Origin of the sequence: Salinisphaera sp. G21_0 (genome assembly GCF_017744115.1) — a bacterium.
In the GTDB taxonomy this organism is placed as follows: Bacteria; Pseudomonadota; Gammaproteobacteria; order Pseudomonadales; family Endozoicomonadaceae; genus Endozoicomonas.
Genome location: NZ_JAGHQW010000004.1, coordinates 121,459 through 136,977, shown reverse-complemented (window position 1 = coordinate 136,977; position 15,519 = coordinate 121,459). Strand labels below are relative to the sequence as shown.

Below are 15,519 nucleotides of genomic sequence, written 5' to 3'. Positions count from 1 at the left end.
GTTGTTCCCCATTAATACAGTAAGTCTGTTAGACGGTAATCTGAAGGAAATGCATTATCTTTGGTCACATGCCGCCCTGCAACCCGCCTGCATCGGGACAACTCTGCGGGTGAGGGAGGGAGAAAAGCAAGAAGGATGGGGGAAGAGACCTCCCCCGAAGGGGCTTAAGACGCTATAACTAATGTCTGTCATTTAGCCAGAGACTCTAGCAGTTGAAGATCGTTATCAATTTGTACTGCCATTGCTCCGAGTGTGGTGAGGTCAAGTCTATCTTGACTGAAGACCGTTTCAGGATTCTGGATACCATCACCCATTTTTTCCGCTTTTTGCTCACCCTCCATACGGTTTATAACCGGTCTCATATTCAAGAGTTTTGGCTCAAGCTCGCTCTGTTGAGCCAAAATAGCCTCCCCTAATTGATCCCTGACATCCCGGGGTATCTTGCTGAGGATATCTTCGCAACCAATGAGACTGCCGCCGTGTTGCAAAAAGGCTTTTGCCGCCTCATAGTTGCCGGAGCTTAACGCATAATGAACGGGTGTACCTGAATGACACCACCAGCCTGCCTCATTTAACTCGCCCTTGTGGAGATTATCTTCGATATAGTCGCTCATAGCAGCATCCTGAAATACCGGGACCGTATAGAAACTTCTGGGAGCGATTTTATCGGCGGTGCACAGCGCGGCAACCATCTCAGGACTGCCGGATTCTGCCAGGGCATAAAGCAGGGGCTTATTGTTGACTGACAGTTGCTGTACAGGTTCCTGCAACAACTTTAGTTCTGATTGCCGATTATTTTCCACACATCCTTTATTATGTGCTATCACTTCATTCTTCATCGCCTCAAGATGTTTGGTAAACTCCTCGACATTATTTTCCTTCAATGCCTTTGAGATGTCTGCCGCCCTGGCGGACTGACCGCACATCCTGTTATTGATGCTGCTGGCGATCCCTGAGAGTGCTTTGGTGATAGTCCAGGCACTTTTATCACTGTGCACCGCTCCACCGACTCTCGGAACATGCTGTTGACTGGGGGTCGGACTTATTGTTCTCCCATTCCAACTGCCCTCTTTGCCGATTTTGCCGGATTTTTCCGGAAATTCGCCTTCTTGTTCAGGGATTTTTGGTGGGACATTCCCGGGTTTATGTAGTCCATTGGTGTGGAAGGTCATAATCAAATCCTTTTTTAATCAATCCTCGATTAACTTTAGCTAAAGTGTGATTCCGTTACTGTTACTGGTAAATCCATATCTCTTCTGGCCCTGTAAACCATTGAAAAAGAGCAATGGAAATTCTCTCTTTTCCGTAGTACATAAGCAGCCTTGAATCCTGTCACAGGAGTAACGCTATGAATCACAGAGCTTTTCAGGATCAACTGGCTCAGTTCCCGGATAATGCTGCGGATATCCTGCAACAGTTGATTCACCAGCAGGGCTGTCTTGAGCCAGAACAAGTGAATGAGCTTCAGGGATTAATGGAGTTGCCATCGGAGCATCTTCTCAAAGCACTGCTTCCTCTCGCTGCGGCCATGAGCACCTGCCCGATCTCAAATTTTTCCGTAGGGGCGATTGTTGAAGGCTTTCGCCCGGAAGGACAAGGGCCTGTCTATCTGGGTGCAAACCTTGAAATAGCCGGGCAGCCTCTGAAAATGGCCATTCATGCCGAGCAGGCAGCTATCTGCAATGCATGGCACCAGGGAGAAACCCGACTGCGCCGTCTGATGGTCAATGAAGCCCCCTGTGGGCACTGTCGACAGTTTATGAACGAACTGAATGGGATCGACCAGGTGGATATTCTGGTCAGTCAGCTCAATAGTGATCAACAGCGGCACTATAGGATTTCAACCCTGCTGCCCGACGCCTTTGGCCCCGGCGACCTGAAACAAAGCACTCGACTAATGAGCCCATCGCTGCTCTCCTTCGAGAGCCCGGACCCTGCTGATAAGCTGGTCAATGCAGCAACAGAAGCGGCCCGCCGGAGTTATGCGCCTTATTCTGGCTGTCACTCCGGTGTTGCTCTTCTTATAGATAATGGAGATATCATTTCTGGTAGATATGCTGAAAACGTAGCCTTCAATCCGGGAATGACCGCCGTAGAAGCCGCCCTGGTTAATCTCCGCCTATCCAGCCTGACCAAGGCACCGGGTAAGATTATTGACGCTGTTATGGTTGAAAACCAGGCCTCTATCTCTCATAAGGCCATGGCAGATTCAATCATTAGTCATGCAGGAACAGAATTACGCTATTTCGTTGTATAAACTTATAGGAACTCATTGAGCAAGGAGGCCAGATTGTGAGTTCCGGTTACAGAATTGATTCATCATCCTCACCCCATCTTGACTACGGCCAGGGCAGTGGCGACAGTACGGGTCACAATGAGAGCAGTGCAAATGCTTCCTCTACAGACCACAAGTCTTACATTGACCGCTCAGGCTCAAGAAAGGGTCGGGATAAATCTCTGGAAATGCGTAAAGCCCGTAAAAAAAACCGGCGCAAAAAGAAAAAAATCTCTGAGAGAAATACCAAAGAGTTTAATGATGGCCAGACCGATGAGTGAAGGCCATCAACGGACTGCCGTTAACGTCCTCTCACAATAATCCCTTCTCAGCCAATAGCATCTTCGCCCAGAAGGCCCCCCGGACACTTCATTTGACTAATTCCATTCCCGGTGAAAAGATCCTGATCGGGAAGATAAATGGTGTGCGCTGCTGCACGGGTTTATGACGCTTACATACAATGCTTGCTTATGAAAAGAACAGACGCTTCCGGACAAAGTGATGACCAGCAACACTACGATGTACTTATTGTCGGTGGAGGTATGGTGGGTGCCACGATTGCCTGTGGCCTCGGCCAGCAGGGAATAAGGGTTGCCGTATTTGACCAATGTAAGCCATCGCCATTACCGGCGGAAGCACTACCCGAATTGCGAGTATCTGCACTAAGCACTGCATCGGAGGAAATTCTTCGCCAACTGGGTGCATGGCCACATATGCAGTCCATGCGTATGACGCCGTATCGTCGTATGGCGGTCTGGGAAAAACTGCACTCCCCTTTTGGCAAAGAGATAGATTCAAGGGCAAACCGGGTGATGTTTGACGCCAGACAGATTAATCACTTGCAGCTGGGTTTTATTGTTGAAAACCGGGTGACTCAGTCAGGTCTGTTAGAAGCCATCAAATCCTACCCATCCGTCTCTTTTTTCTGCCCGGTCAGTATTCAAACCATTCATACCTCTTCGACGCCCCCGGTGATTGAGTTGTCCGATGGCCGTCGCTTTTCCGGTGATCTTTTAGTGGGGGCAGACGGTGCTAACTCACGGGTTCGCCAGGCTGCCGGGCTGGCCATGAACCAACGGGACTATGAGCAGCAATGCCTGGTAGCAACGGTTGAAATTGCCGGTGGTTGTCAGGACATTACCTGGCAGGCCTTTACCCCGACAGGCCCGGAGGCCTTTTTGCCACTGCCGGATATTAACGGCAGAAGTTACGGATCGATTGTCTGGTATAACCATCCGGAGAAAGTTCGGGAACTGCTGGCACTGTCCAAAGAGGCCTTCATTGAAGCGCTGGCAACCACATTTCCTGCTGAACTGCCTGATGTTATTCAGCTCCATGAGCGTGGTGCTTTTCCTATTGCCCGCCGCCATGTTACTGAATATTTTCGCCAGGGGGTCGTGCTTGCCGGCGATGCCGCTCACACGATAAACCCCTTGGCAGGACAGGGGGTAAACCTGGGTTTGCAGGATGCCGCCTGGCTGATTGAAATTCTGGTGGATGCCTTGAGGGCCGGTGAAAACCCCGGAAGCACGGAGGTTCTTGCCCGTTATGAACAGGCCAGGCGAAGCGATAATGCCTTGATGATGAATACCATGGATGCTTTTTACCATACCTTCAGTAATCAGAGTAAACCGCTGCAGCTTCTGCGAAATCTCGGCCTGACTCTGGCTGGCAAGCTGTCACCCGCGATCAACCAGGTGATGAAGTACGCCATGGGACTTTCTGGCAAACAGCCCAGGCTGGCCACTGGAAAAAAACTATAAATCCAACATTGGTCTTGTTGTTATGGTTTGCGGTGTGTTCAGCGCCTTGACCTCTGAACAGATGACTCATTTACCTGTCCCAATCGGTAAATTGTCCTGACTGGTTTATTGATCATTATCAGGTTTTTGCCGATTACCAGCATGACTGAAAAACAAAAATAACACAGGAAGAAAGCTTCTATCTAAAGCACGCTCATTGTGCGACTGCCTCCTGGGAGGCTGTCCGAGAATAGACTGCCCTACTGCGGTGGCAGCAATTGTTATGAAGGATTGATTTCAAGGATGATCATGGCTAATAACCCCTTTTTCATCGTCTTAAGTCTGCTGTTTTTGCTGGCTGGCTGTGATTTTTCCGAAGACTCTAAGAATCGGCCTGCTTATGAACAGTTCCAGACGGGTGAAAACATGCCTGGTGGCGCTGCTTCTGTTTGGGTTTCCGGGTTTAATACCATTGCCAAGCCTTCAGCCAATATGCCGGTATTTAACCGTTTAAACTTTCATAAAGGCAATGCGCTGTTCCGCCAGGACTGGCAACCGGAATCCGGGGATGATCTGGCTTCGGATGGGTTAGGGCCTCTGTTTCATACCGCCAGCTGCAGCGGTTGCCATATTCATGATCGAAGAGGGCATGCACCAGAAGATGGAGAGGTGACCGATGCATCGGTTCTGGTTCGGCTCAGCATTCCCGCCATCACTGATGAGCAGAAGAGACGCTTGAAAAAATCAGGCGTGATTCCTGAGCCTACCTACGGTGGACAGCTGCAGGTTAATGCCCTTGAGGGTGTGAAGCCTGAAGGGAGGGTCAGGGTTACCTTTGAATATTTCAAGGTAGCTTTCGCAGATGGCCATCAGATTGAGCTTAGAAAACCCATATTCACCATGGAAAACCTTGGCTATGGTCCCATGGCTGAAAACACCATGATATCCATGCGGATTACGCCGTCAATGATTGGCATCGGTCTGCTGGAAGCCATTTCCGAGAAGAGTCTGCTGACTAATGAAGACCCTGAAGATCAGAATGGTGACGGTATTTCAGGCAGGGCCAACCGGGTCTGGGATATCCAGAAGCAGAGAACATCCATTGGCCGGTTCGGTTGGAAAGCAGGGGTTCCAACTCTGCGACAGCAGTCGGCTGCGGCATTCAACGGGGATATGGGGCTGACCACCAGCCTGTTCCCGGATGAATCCTGTACTGAGTGGCAAAAGGATTGCCTGGCGGCTCCCAGCGGTGCGGCACCAGATGTGTCTGACTTTGTTCTGGATAAAGTGGTATTTTACAGCCGTAATGTGGGGGTTCCTGTTCGCACCAATGCCAAAAAGCCAGAGGTGCTAAAGGGCAAGAAATTATTTAATGAAGCGGGTTGCGCGGGCTGTCATCAACCCAGTTTCCGAACGGCGTCTATGGATGTTCAATCGGAAACCGCCATGACGGTTATTGAGGAGGAGCAGGCTAATCAGCTGATCTGGCCTTACAGTGATTTTCTTCTGCATGATATGGGGGAGGGGCTTGCTGATGGGCGTCCGGAGTTTCTGGCCACCGGGAGAGAATGGCGCACACCGGCGCTCTGGGGTATTGGCCATACCCAGCTTTTGGATCGAAGAACCGGCTTCCTGCATGATGGTCGCGCCAGAAGCTTAATGGAAGCTATCCTCTGGCATGGCGGTGAAGCAAAACAATCCCGGGGCAATGTGTTAAAGATGAATATCCGTGAGCGCAAGGCCCTGGTGGCTTTTATCGAATCTCTTTGATTTCTGCCAATGTGGTTAAAAAATCTTATTGTGATAACACCATAACTTTTAGAACAAGAAAGATACTTGTTATCATGATGGATTTATTATCAGAGTCCTGACACAGGTTTAAGCATGGCGGAGCAGATCATTATTGGCGACGATGGAGTTGAGCGTCAGTCCCTGAGAGCGTATACCGAGAACGCGTACCTGAATTACTCCATGTACGTCATCCTGGATCGTGCCCTGCCTCATATAGGGGATGGCCTCAAACCTGTCCAGAGACGCATTGTCTATGCAATGAGCGAGCTTGGCTTGAAAAATACCGCCAAGTTCAAAAAGTCTGCCCGTACCGTGGGTGATGTGCTCGGTAAGTTTCATCCACACGGAGACAGCGCCTGCTACGAAGCCATGGTGTTGATGGCACAACCTTTTTCCTATCGCTACCCACTGGTGGATGGACAGGGCAACTGGGGCTCGCCTGATGACCCCAAATCCTTTGCCGCCATGCGTTATACCGAGTCCCGTCTCGCTAAATATGCTGACTCATTACTGGGGGAGCTCGGCCAGGGAACAGTGGACTGGGTACCAAACTTTGACGGAACACTGGAAGAGCCATCCATACTGCCAGCCCGCTTACCAAACCTGCTGCTGAATGGTACCACCGGTATTGCTGTCGGGATGGCAACCGACATTCCACCGCACAATCTGCGTGAAGTGGCCAACGCCTGTATTCACCTTTTGGAGAACCCAAGGGCCGGTGTTGCCGAGCTTTGTGAACATATTCAGGGGCCTGATTTTCCAACGGAAGCTGAGCTGATTACCCCTCGGTCAGACCTGATCAAAATGTATGAGTCGGGCAGGGGCTCTTTACGAATGCGCGCGGTCTACCAGCAGGAAAGTGGTGATATTGTGGTGACGGCCCTGCCACACCAGGCATCCGGGGCAAAGGTTCTGGAGCAAATCGCAGCGCAGATGCAGGCCAAAAAGCTGCCAATGGTCGCTGACCTGCGGGATGAATCCGACCATGAGAATCCGACTCGTCTGGTGATCGTTCCCAAGTCCAACCGGGTAGATACCGACAGCCTGATGAACCACCTGTTTGCCACCACTGACCTGGAAAAAACCTACCGGGTTAATATGAACATGATCGGTGTTGATGGACGCCCTCAGGTTAAGGCGCTCGACAAAATGCTGGGCGAGTGGCTTACCTGGCGGAGTGAAACGGTACGTCGCCGTTTACAACACCGGCTGGATAAAGTACTCAGCAGACTTCATATTCTTGAAGGTTTGATGATCGCCTTTTTGAATATTGATGAAATTATCGAAATCATCCGTACTGAAGATAAACCCAAAGTTATTCTGATGGAGCGCTTTGGACTTTCTGACATTCAGGCCGAAGCCATCCTTGACCTCAAATTGCGACATCTGGCCAAACTTGAAGAAGTAAAGATTCGCGCAGAGCAGGACGACCTGGAGCGGGAGCGCAATTCACTTGAATTGACCCTGGGATCAGAAAGACGTCTTAAGACGCTTATAAAAAAAGAGCTCAAAGCGGATGCTGAAAGCTTTGGCGACGATCGTCGTTCTCCCATCGTCGTAAGATCTGAAGCCCAGGCATTATCACAATCAGATCTGATGATTTCTGAATCTGTCACCATCGTACTGTCAAATAAAGGCTGGGTACGCTGCGCCAAAGGTCATGATGTCGATCCATTGACGCTTAATTATAAATCTGGCGACGGCTATCGTTTATCTGCAAAAGGGCGGAGCAACCAGACTTCAGTATTTCTCGATTCTACCGGGCGAGCCTACTCCGTTCTGACCCATACGCTGCCTTCGGCAAGAGGGCAGGGTGAACCATTAACCGGACGAGTCAACCCTCCCTCCGGCGCAACCTTTGAAGGTTTGTGTGTTGGTGACGCCAGTGATTGTTATCTGCTGGCCAGTGATGCGGGTTATGGTTTCATTGTGCAATTTTCCGATATGGTCAGTAAAAACAAGGCTGGAAAAACCCTGCTGACACTGCCCAAAAATGCCCATGTACTGACACCAATACCCGTAAGCGGCAACAACCCGATGCTGGCCGCCATCACCAATGAAGGGCGAATGTTGGTATTCCCATTGCAGGACCTTCCCAAGCTTGGCAGGGGGAAAGGCAATAAAATTATTAATATTGCCTCTGCCCGTGCAGCCGAGAGAAGTGAGCTGATGACTCAGCTTGCCATCATCAATGACGGTGATGCGCTGACACTCTTTGCGGGCAAACGCCATGTGACTCTGAAAACCACAGACCTTGAGCATTATCGTGGCGAGCGGGGAAGACGTGGCAACAAGCTTCCCAGAGGTTTTCAGAAAGTGGATAAGGTTGAAGTGATGTCTGCAGGGTAACCTGCAGAATTATTAAGCGTCTTTTCGGATAAGCCTTTCAAGGCTTATTCCGATGATCTTCCCCCATGGAAAAATGTGACGACTGAAAGAGCGTTATAAAAGTTTTTATTAGTTATTGATTCCACAGCCACCCAGTATCATCTGGCAGACACTTTCGGTATAGGCTTCCACGTCCTCGGCATCCAGGTCCTCTTTACCCAGAACAGAAGCAACCTGGGGACCATAGTCGACGTAGTATTGAGTCGTTGCCCAGATGGTAAATAACAGATGAACAGGATCAACCGGTCTCATCTTACCCTGGGCAATCCAACCATTAATAACCTCGGATTTTTCCTGAATCCAGTCATTAAAAGGCTGTAAATGCTCTTTAATATGCTGCCCTCCATGCAGTATTTCACTACTGAATATGCGGGATGCATTTGAATGAGCCAGAACATATTTCATTTTGGCCCTGATAAATTGTCTTAATGACGTTTCAGGATCATCATCCGGGTTGAGGCCACTGAAAACAGACTGCCATAGCTCCATGATGTGATTGAGCACCGCACCGTACAGCTCAACCTTACTATTGAAATAGTAGTGCACATTCGCTTTTGGCAAGCCAGCCCGATGGGCAATATCGCGAATAGACGCTCCCTTAAATCCGCTGGCGACAAACTCATCTTCTGCGGCTTGAAGAATAATTTGAATGTTTTTCTGCCGGACCCGACTATTTTTTAATCCTGCCTGATCTGTTTTTGAGGGTGATGGTTGCATACTGAATACCGTACCTTGCATTGATTATACTCGATTTGAATATAGACAAGGGACGGGCTTTTTCCACGGCTTAATAAAAAACGACAGTTTTCAAATAAAAAATACTGTCGTTTTTATTAAACTATATGAATTTTCTACTGTCGATGTGATTAAGCCTTATCAAGATCTCGGCGCGTATGCAAAGACATCAGAGTGAATATTTTTCGCCTGGAAATTTTCCGCTACCAGTGCATCAAATGTTGCATAAACCATCTGCGGAGATCCGCTGATAAAGACTTCACTGCCAAGGAGAAGGTTTTTGTCGTCTATAACCGCCTCAAACAAAAGCCCATGACGCCCTTGCCAGCCCGCTTCTCCAAGCGCATCACTGACTACAGGGTGGTAGTGAAATTGAGAAGAAGCCCAGTGAATGGGAAGATTAGGCATATAAAACCCTTCTGGCGAACGAGCCCCCCAATACAGGTAGATATCTTGATGCCCTGGCTTGTTCAGTGAGAACTCAATCATGCTTTTCATCTGGGCAAATCCGGTACCCGCAGCGATAAACACCAGTGGTTTATCCGGAACACTGTCAAGAAAGCACTGACCTTTTGGCATTCGGATTGAAATGCTCCCCTGCTCAAGCTCATTGAATAGCTCAATGGAATTAGCGCTGGAAGATAACTTTTGAATATGTAATTCCAGCTCCTTTTGGCCGGGAACCGGAGGACTGGCTATTGAGAACGCGCAGGCTTCATCACCTGCCAGGAGAATCTCAAGGTACTGCCCTGCCCGATAGTCCGGGAAATAGCCCTGATGAGGCTTGAGGATGACACGGTAAATACCTTCCGATAACAACTGAAGATTTGCAACCTGGCAAGACTGGGTGGAAACTGGGTTGTTCTGCACGAATACCGCTACCTCTAACGCTTAAAACTTCAGGAACCCCGCGCTTCCTGAAGCTATATGCTACTTATCAATACCAAGCTGATCCCAAATAGCATCAACCCGATGTTTAATGGTATCTGTCATCGAAATGGCTGCTCCCCACTCTCGACTGGTTTCACCTTCCCACTTGTTGGTGGCATCAAAGCCAACCTTTGATCCCAGCCCGGCAACGGGAGAAGCAAAATCCAGGTAATCAATGGGCGTGTTGTCAATGAAGACTGAGTCTCTTTTCGGGTCCATACGGGTAGTCATTGCCCATATCACATCATTCCAGTCCCTGGCATTGACATCATCATCGGTCACAATCACAAATTTGGTATACATAAACTGTCGCAGGAATGACCAGACACCCAACATAACCCGCTTGGCATGCCCCGGATACTCCTTACGCATGGTAACGACTGCCAGCCGATAAGAGCAACCCTCTGGCGGTAAATAAAAATCAACAATTTCAGGAAACTGCTTCTTGAGAATAGGGACGAATATTTCGTTAAAAGCCAATCCCAGTATTGCCGGTTCATCCGGCGGGCGCCCTGTATAGGTGCTGTGATAAATGGGGTTACGCCGGTGTGTCACACATTCAACCGTAAACACCGGGAATGACTCAACCTCGTTGTAATAGCCAGTATGATCGCCGTATGGGCCCTCATCCGCCATCTCCCCGGGATAGATAAAACCTTCAAGGACAATCTCGGCACTGGCAGGAACCTGCAAATCATTCGTGCGACTTTTGGTTAACTCGGTTTTTCTGCCCCTCAACAGACCGGCAAACGCATATTCTGATAATGAGTCAGGGACCGGTGTCACAGCACCAAGAATGGTCGCGGGGTCAGCGCCTAAAGCCACCGATACCGGAAAAGGGGTATCCGGGTATTTTTTCTGCCAATCCCTGAAATCAAGCGCCCCACCCCGATGGGATAACCAGCGCATGATTAATTTATTCTTGCCAAGCAGCTGCTGACGATAAATACCCAGGTTCTGGCGTTCTTTTTCCGGGCCACGGGTAATGACCAGGGGCCAGGTAATCAATGGTGCGGCATCCCCAGGCCAGCAAGTCTGAATTGGCAGCCGGGTTAAATCAATATCATCACCTTGCAGTACCACCTCCTGACAAGGTGCCGATTTAACCACCTTTGGTCCCATGTTCAGCACCTGCCTGAACAGCGGCAGCTTTTCGATGGCATCTCTCAAGCCTTTTGGAGGATCCGGCTCTTTCAGGTAGGCCAACAGCTCACCCACTTCTCTCAGTGCACCGATATCCTTCTGCCCCATCCCCAGGGCAACCCGCTTCTGCGTACCAAACAGGTTCGCCAACACGGGCATATCGAAGCCTTTGGGGTTTTCAAACAATAGGGCGGGGCCCCCTTTTTTCAGGGTTCGATCACAGATTTCAGTCATTTCCAGAACCGGGTCAACTTCAAACGTGATTCGCCTGAGTTCCCCCTGTTTTTCCAGCTGATCAATGAAATCCCGGAGATCCTTGTATTTCATGAATATTTCTTCTTTGGCTCTGACTTTTTCAGGCTTTGGCAGTTTTCTCCTGAATAGGGAAAACTACGTCAGTTGAAACAGATGATAAAGAGGTTATTGCTGTCTGATTATGAGGATCAAATAACAGAAGCTTGCCTTTCACGGTCTTTCCAGGCAGCAAAATAAACGTACTGAAAGGTCAAAGTGTGACCAGGTAATTGTGCAATGATTCATAGGCTTGCAGGGAGCTTTTGGCCTTATCCCCCGCAGAGACTGTGATAGTGATCGATATCCTTATCACAGCCCTTCCTGCGGGAATAAAAATTACTTCCGTTTCATGGACTGGAAGAATTCTTCATTCGTCTTGGTGTGCTTCATACGGTCCAGCAGGAATTCAATGGCCTGAATTTCATCCATTGGGTGCAGGATTTTACGCAGAATCCACATACGCTGAAGCTCTTCTTCCGTGGTCAGCAGATCTTCACGGCGAGTGCCTGACTTGTTGATACCAATAGCAGGGAAGACCCGCTTTTCAGCCGCCCGACGGTCAAGATGGAGTTCCATATTACCGGTACCCTTGAATTCCTCAAAGATAACCTCATCCATCTTGGAGCCGGTATCAACCAGTGCGGTTGCAAGAATGGTCAGGCTGCCACCCTCTTCAATGTTACGGGCAGCACCAAAGAAACGCTTCGGACGCTCAAGGGCATGAGCATCCACACCACCCGTAAGCACCTTGCCGGAAGAGGGAATCACGGTGTTGTAAGCACGGGCCAGACGGGTAATGGAATCCAGCAGAATAACCACGTCTTTCTTGTGCTCTACCAGACGCTTGGCTTTTTCCAGCACCATCTCAGCAACCTGCACATGACGTGAAGGAGGCTCATCGAAGGTGGAGGCGACCACTTCACCGCGCACGGAACGGGACATTTCGGTAACTTCCTCCGGACGCTCATCAATCAGCAGAACAATCAGGTAGCACTCCGGATTATTACGGGTAATGTTTGCCGCAATATTTTGCAGCATCAGTGTTTTACCCGCTTTAGGAGGAGAGACAATCAGGCCACGCTGACCTTTGCCAATGGGAGCTACCAGGTCGATAATTCGAGCGGTTAAATCCTCTGTTGCACCATTGCCCATCTCCATAGTGAGACGGTCCTGGGGAAACAATGGCGTAAGGTTTTCAAACAGGATTTTATTGCGGGCATTTTCTGGTTGGTCAAAATTGATTTCATTCACCTTGAGGAGGGCAAAATATCTTTCTCCCTCCTTGGGTGGACGAATTTTCCCGGAGATCGTATCGCCCGTTCTCAGATTAAATCGGCGAATCTGACTTGGGGAAACATAAATATCGTCCGGCCCCGCCAGATAGGAACTATCAGCGGAACGGAGAAAACCAAAACCATCCTGGAGAATTTCCAGAACACCATCACCATAGATATCTTCACCACTGCGTGCATGGCGTTTGAGTATGGTGAAAATTACATCCTGCTTCCTGGAACGGGCAAGGTTTTCGAGACCCATTTCATTCGCTATCGCCAGAAGTTCAGGAACAGACTTTTTCTTCAGTTCGGTAAGATGCATAACCAGTAGTGTGCGAATGTTAAATTGAAAGGTAAGTGGCCGTTGTCTTTGCAGGAAGATCAGAAAGTATTTGACTTATTATGATAAAGGACAGCTAAGTATTGATTGATGCCTGCGAGTGTTTATAACGGCTGCCCTGTCTGGGCCATATCCCTGAGGTCAGAAGATTCCTGACAGCCCTGTGTAATTACAGTCTATATCCATTTCTGGAAAATAATCAAGAATTAAGATTTCGTCAACTGAATTGATTTAAAAATTTAATCAAATGGCTATAAAAATTGAGGCCAGCCAAGTGGCTGTAACGGTCTGTCACAACCACCAATGACCAGCAATTACAGATTGCTATCCAAAAATGCGGTCAGCTGTGATTTGGACAGGGCACCCACTTTCGTAGCTTCTACGTTGCCGCCCTTAAACAACATCAGCGTAGGAATACCACGCACACCGTATTTTGGCGGGGTTGCCTCATTCTCATCAATATTCAGCTTGCAGACGGTCAGCTTACCGTCGTAGTCCTGGGCAATTTCATCAAGAACGGGGGCAATCATTTTGCAAGGACCACACCATTCAGCCCAATAGTCAACCAGCACCGGACCTTCCGCCTTCAGAACCACTTCTTCGAAGGAGTCATCTGTCACTTTGACAATTTCGCTCATGGAATGGATCTCCTAACCAGGGTACTTAATTAGTACTTAAAAGTGTTTAAAGTAAACTCAGGAGCCTTGACCGAGGGCAAGCCAAACAGGCTGCCAAAAGATATCACCGGCCCAGAACTGACCTATTATGCCTGATTCATGGAATTTTGTGGCTTTTTTTTCTATAAAAATGCCATTGAGCATGGAGGCTTATAAGATTGCCATATGACACAGGCCTGTTTTTCAGTCATCAGTGTAGCTTTGCCCCGGGGACTGCAGCCAGTAGGATTTGTGTGCATAACTCGATTAAAGTTAACCTTTTGACATCGGTTATGCTCCGGTCTGCAACCCAGTATTGTCAGGTTGTTGAAACGAGCGTTGAAAGCACTGAAAAACATAACATTTTCAATATATTAGCTATGAAATATCATGACAAAACAAGGGCGTGAACAGTCCGGCAGCCTACCTCTGGTAGCCGCCATAGACCTTGGCTCAAACAGCTTTCACATGATCGTTGCCAGAGTGGATCAGGGTGAAATCCGACCAGTAGAAAGGCTGGGCAAAAAGGTTCAGTTAGCTGCGGGGCTTAACCAGCACGACGAGCTAACGGCTGAAGCAATGAAGCGGGGCTTCAGTTGTCTGGAACAGTTTGCCCAGTACCTCGCTGGCAATACCTTTCAAGCGGTCAGAGTCGTGGGTACCAATGCCCTGCGTAAGGCCCGGAACAGCGATGCTTTTGTTGACCAGGCCCAGTCTATCCTGGGCTACCCGGTTGAAATTATCGCGGGCAGGGAAGAAGCTCGTCTCATTTACCTTGGTGTTGCCCAAACCCAGTCCGATGATAATGAGCGCCGTCTGGTGATGGACATCGGTGGCGGGAGTACCGAGTTCGTTATTGGCGAACGTTTTGAGCCAAAGTTGATGGAAAGCCTGCACATGGGCTGTGTGGTCTTTACCGACCGCTTTTTTGGCACCGGAGAACTCACACCACAACGATTCCAGTCCGCTTATTACGCCGCACGACTGGAATTACTCAATATTGAACAATCATTTACCCGTTTGGGCTGGGTTGATGCCGTAGGGTCATCAGGTTCAATCCGTGCGGTCAGCAGCATTCTTCAGGCCATGGGGGAGAGTGATACCATCACCCGGGAAAATCTGGAGATGCTCAAGCTCAAAGTCCTGAAGTTTAACCAGATCGGCCGTGTTCGTTTTCCCGGGCTGAAGCCTGATCGTCAGGCGATTTTTCCAGCAGGCCTGGCCATTCTCATGGCAGGCTTCGATGCCCTTGGCATCGAACGTATGCATTACTCTGACGGTGCACTTCGGGAGGGTGTTCTGCACGACATGCTCGGGCGAGACCGCCATGAAGACGTTCGGGAGCGAACCATAAATGCCTTGATGAGTCGCTATCATGTTGATGAGCAACAGGCCTTCAGGGTCATGAATCACACCCGGAACTGCTTTGCCATGACAGCTGATATCTGGGAACTGGGCGACTGTGATCTTGAGCTGCTTTCCTGGGCTGCGCGCGTGTGCCAGATAGGGCTTGATATCTCCCATACACAGTACCATCGACATGGTGCTTACCTGATTGACAATTCTGACCTGATGGGTTTCAGCAAGAGGGAACAACAGCAACTTGCGCTGCTCGTCAGGGGCCACAGACGTTCCATATCCAAATCACTCCTTTCCGCCTGGCCTAAGACGGTATCACGCAAGCTGATGCGGCTGATTATCCTGCTGCGCATTGCCAATGTGCTGAGTCATGGTCGCGACGATACCTTACCGGAATATTCCATAAGCTTATCCGACTCCACCATATCCCTGTTTTTCCCGGAAGATTGGTTAGAACAACACCCTCTGACCGAAGCGTACTTTGACTCAGAGAGAAGCTATCTGGCAAAAATAGGCTTCAAGTTAATGGTGGCATAACAACGTACACAACAACGTGCATAACAACGTGGTGAGGAACTAATCTGACCGTACA

General features: G+C 49.2%; 12 protein-coding genes. 6 read left to right on the top strand and 6 right to left on the bottom strand.

The window, feature by feature from the left end; translation table 11 throughout:
• Window positions 1–188: 188 nt before the first annotated feature.
• Window positions 189–1,172, bottom strand: coding sequence for an ankyrin repeat domain-containing protein (locus J7439_RS03295; RefSeq protein ID WP_209200416.1), 984 nt, complete (start codon window positions 1,170–1,172; stop codon window positions 189–191).
• A gap of 176 nt (window positions 1,173–1,348) precedes the next feature.
• Between J7439_RS03295 and cdd the strand changes: the two genes are divergently transcribed.
• From cdd to parC, 5 genes are all read left to right on the top strand, one after another.
• Entirely contained in the window at window positions 1,349–2,257 is a 909-nt protein-coding gene (cdd, locus tag J7439_RS03290) for a cytidine deaminase (RefSeq protein ID WP_209200415.1), read from the top strand.
• A gap of 35 nt (window positions 2,258–2,292) precedes the next feature.
• Window positions 2,293–2,556, top strand: a complete 264-nt coding sequence (locus J7439_RS03285) for a hypothetical protein (RefSeq protein ID WP_209200414.1) — start codon at window positions 2,293–2,295, stop codon at window positions 2,554–2,556.
• A 189-nt stretch (window positions 2,557–2,745) separates the two neighbouring features.
• The gene (locus J7439_RS03280) at window positions 2,746–4,038 is read left to right on the top strand and encodes an FAD-dependent monooxygenase (protein ID WP_209200413.1); all 1,293 of its coding nucleotides are present in this window, start codon (window positions 2,746–2,748) and stop codon (window positions 4,036–4,038) included.
• Window positions 4,039–4,320: 282 nt separating this feature from the next.
• The gene (locus J7439_RS03275) at window positions 4,321–5,787 is read left to right on the top strand and encodes a di-heme oxidoreductase family protein (protein WP_502950402.1); all 1,467 of its coding nucleotides are present in this window, start codon (window positions 4,321–4,323) and stop codon (window positions 5,785–5,787) included.
• Window positions 5,788–5,901: 114 nt separating this feature from the next.
• A complete protein-coding gene (gene parC, locus J7439_RS03270) occupies window positions 5,902–8,157 on the top strand; it encodes a DNA topoisomerase IV subunit A (RefSeq protein ID WP_209200411.1) in 2,256 nt (751 codons plus the stop codon).
• Window positions 8,158–8,265: 108 nt separating this feature from the next.
• Here parC and J7439_RS03265 read toward each other — a convergent pair whose 3' ends face one another.
• From J7439_RS03265 to trxA, 5 genes are all read right to left on the bottom strand, one after another.
• The gene (locus J7439_RS03265) at window positions 8,266–8,913 is read right to left on the bottom strand and encodes a TetR/AcrR family transcriptional regulator (RefSeq protein WP_101745326.1); all 648 of its coding nucleotides are present in this window, start codon (window positions 8,911–8,913) and stop codon (window positions 8,266–8,268) included.
• 159 nt (window positions 8,914–9,072) lie between these two features.
• Window positions 9,073–9,801 (bottom strand): NAD(P)H-flavin reductase, encoded by a 729-nt coding sequence (locus J7439_RS26865; RefSeq protein WP_209200410.1) that lies wholly within the window; start codon window positions 9,799–9,801, stop codon window positions 9,073–9,075.
• Window positions 9,802–9,861: 60 nt separating this feature from the next.
• Entirely contained in the window at window positions 9,862–11,331 is a 1,470-nt protein-coding gene (ubiD, locus tag J7439_RS03255; RefSeq protein WP_209200409.1) for a 4-hydroxy-3-polyprenylbenzoate decarboxylase, read from the bottom strand.
• Between the two features lie 303 nt (window positions 11,332–11,634).
• On the bottom strand, window positions 11,635–12,894 hold the full coding sequence (gene rho / locus J7439_RS03250; RefSeq protein ID WP_101745328.1) for a transcription termination factor Rho: 1,260 nt from the start codon (window positions 12,892–12,894) through the stop codon (window positions 11,635–11,637).
• A gap of 332 nt (window positions 12,895–13,226) precedes the next feature.
• Window positions 13,227–13,550, bottom strand: a complete 324-nt coding sequence (gene trxA, locus J7439_RS03245; protein WP_101745329.1) for a thioredoxin TrxA — start codon at window positions 13,548–13,550, stop codon at window positions 13,227–13,229.
• A gap of 408 nt (window positions 13,551–13,958) precedes the next feature.
• On the opposite strand from trxA, the gene J7439_RS03240 reads away from it, so the two are divergent.
• Window positions 13,959–15,464, top strand: coding sequence for a Ppx/GppA phosphatase family protein (locus J7439_RS03240; protein ID WP_209200408.1), 1,506 nt, complete (start codon window positions 13,959–13,961; stop codon window positions 15,462–15,464).
• Window positions 15,465–15,519: the final 55 nt, after the last annotated feature.